The 1,707-nt window shown below is 60.0% G+C and carries 1 protein-coding gene; it reads left to right on the top strand.

Going from position 1 to position 1,707, the window contains the following annotated elements; all coding sequences use genetic code 11:
- Positions 1–398 precede the first annotated feature (398 nt).
- Complete coding sequence (locus NW863_RS06340) at positions 399–1,373, top strand: Gfo/Idh/MocA family protein (RefSeq protein WP_414365314.1); 975 nt, start codon at positions 399–401, stop codon at positions 1,371–1,373.
- Positions 1,374–1,707 lie beyond the last annotated feature (334 nt).

Here is a 1,707-nt window from a genome sequence, read left to right as displayed (position 1 = left end):
TTGCTCCCTAGAAATTGTGAAGCAATACATCCAGAATCAGTCAGAGGGTGCTATCCATCCCCACCGTATAGACGGTGAGGAATTCCGCACCTTACGTTAATTTTCACTGGTGGCGGGCCACAATTGATGTCCTCACCCCCGCCCCCTCTCCCTCAGGGAGCTATCCCTCACCCCCGTCCCCTCTCCCTCAGGGAGAGGGGAGTTGGGGAGACGCGTTCGCGACAGCGTTGCGCAGCAATAGCGATGTGACGAGAGGTTTTATTGCTGCTTGAAATAAAGGGGTGCAGCAGGAGTTTCCCTGGGGTGAAGCGAGATCCTGATGGCTAGGTAGTACAAGGGATCCTTTCTGTGTGATGCTACAAACAGAGGCAGGCTAGGAGAGGGAACAGACCTTGCGAGTGGGGATCATCGGCACCGGCTACGCGGCTCGCTCACGGGCTGAGGCCTTGCGCAAAGATGGGCAAGTGGAGATTGTGGCTGTTGTCGGTCGATCCCCCGAGCGGAGTGCTACTTTTGCCGCCGAGTTTGGGGCTGTTGCCTATTTCGACTGGTCTTCTCTCTTCCGCGAGCAGCGGCTGGATCTGGTTTTTGTCAGCACCATCAATCGGGATCATGGGGCCATTGCCCGTGCTGCGCTGGAAGCAGGGATCCACACTGTCGTTGAATATCCTCTTGCCCTCAGCCTTGCCGAAGCCCGGTCGCTGGTGCAATTGGCAGCCGAGCGGCGGTTGCTGTTGCACGTGGAGCACATCGAGCTCCTCAGCGGCATCCACCTGTTGCTGAGGCGGGAGCTGGAAGGGCTGGGCAAGTTGTTTGCCGTCCGCTACATCACCCTCACCGCCACCCACCCCGCCCCCGACCGCTGGACCTACCGGCCTGAGCTGTTTGGCTTCCCCCTCATGGGGGCTGTCTCCCGCATTCACCGCTTGGTGGACTTGCTGGGCAAGGTGGAGCGGGTGAGCTGTCAACTGCGCTACGACGGGCCGGATTTGCCCCAGCGCTACAGCAGTTGCTACTGCACAGCCCAACTGAGTTTTGCCAGCGGGTTGCTGGCAGTGTTGACCTATGGCAAGGGAGACTCTCTGTGGTGCTCGCAGCGGCTACTGGAGTTCCACGGCCAGCGGGGGGGCCTGCTGATCAACGGCGAAGAGGCGATGCTGTTGCGCGCCGGCAGTGCCCACCCCTTGGAGACGGGATCCCGCCACGGCCTGTTCGAACAAGACACCCGCATGGTGCTGGATCACCTGCGCCACGGCAGCCCTCTCTACGTAGACACCGAAAAGATGCTCCATGCCCTCGCCGTGGCCGAGGCCGCCGAGCGATCCGCCCAAACCCAGCAGGTTGTCCATGTTCAAGATGAGATCCCAACTTGAAAGTGCCGGTGCAAGTCTGGTAGAGAGGAAGTCGCCGAGCGCTTCCAGAGATAGGGTCTGGTCTCTCCCCTCTCCCCCTGGGAGAGGGGCTGGGGGTGAGGGAGAAGAGTCGAGAACTTGAGTGGAAGTGCGTTGTCCCAGTCTCAATTGAAATGGCTATGGCTCCCCTCTTCCTCCGCCAAAAGGGTCGGAGGTGAGATAAGTCAGGGATAGAATCTGGCACCACCCAGTTGGCTGGGATTTGAACAGCCCTAGCCGCTCAGCTCCCAAACACGCTGACAATGCGGCGCATGGCTTCTTCTACGTTGGCGCGGCTGTTAAAAGCCGACAGGCG

The sequence above is a fragment of the Synechococcus sp. B60.1 genome, assembly GCF_047462555.1.
Lineage (GTDB): Bacteria > Cyanobacteriota > Cyanobacteriia > Thermostichales > Thermostichaceae > Thermostichus.
The sequence above is the reverse complement of the archived record's forward strand: the minus strand, read 5'-3'. Positions and strand labels throughout refer to the sequence as shown.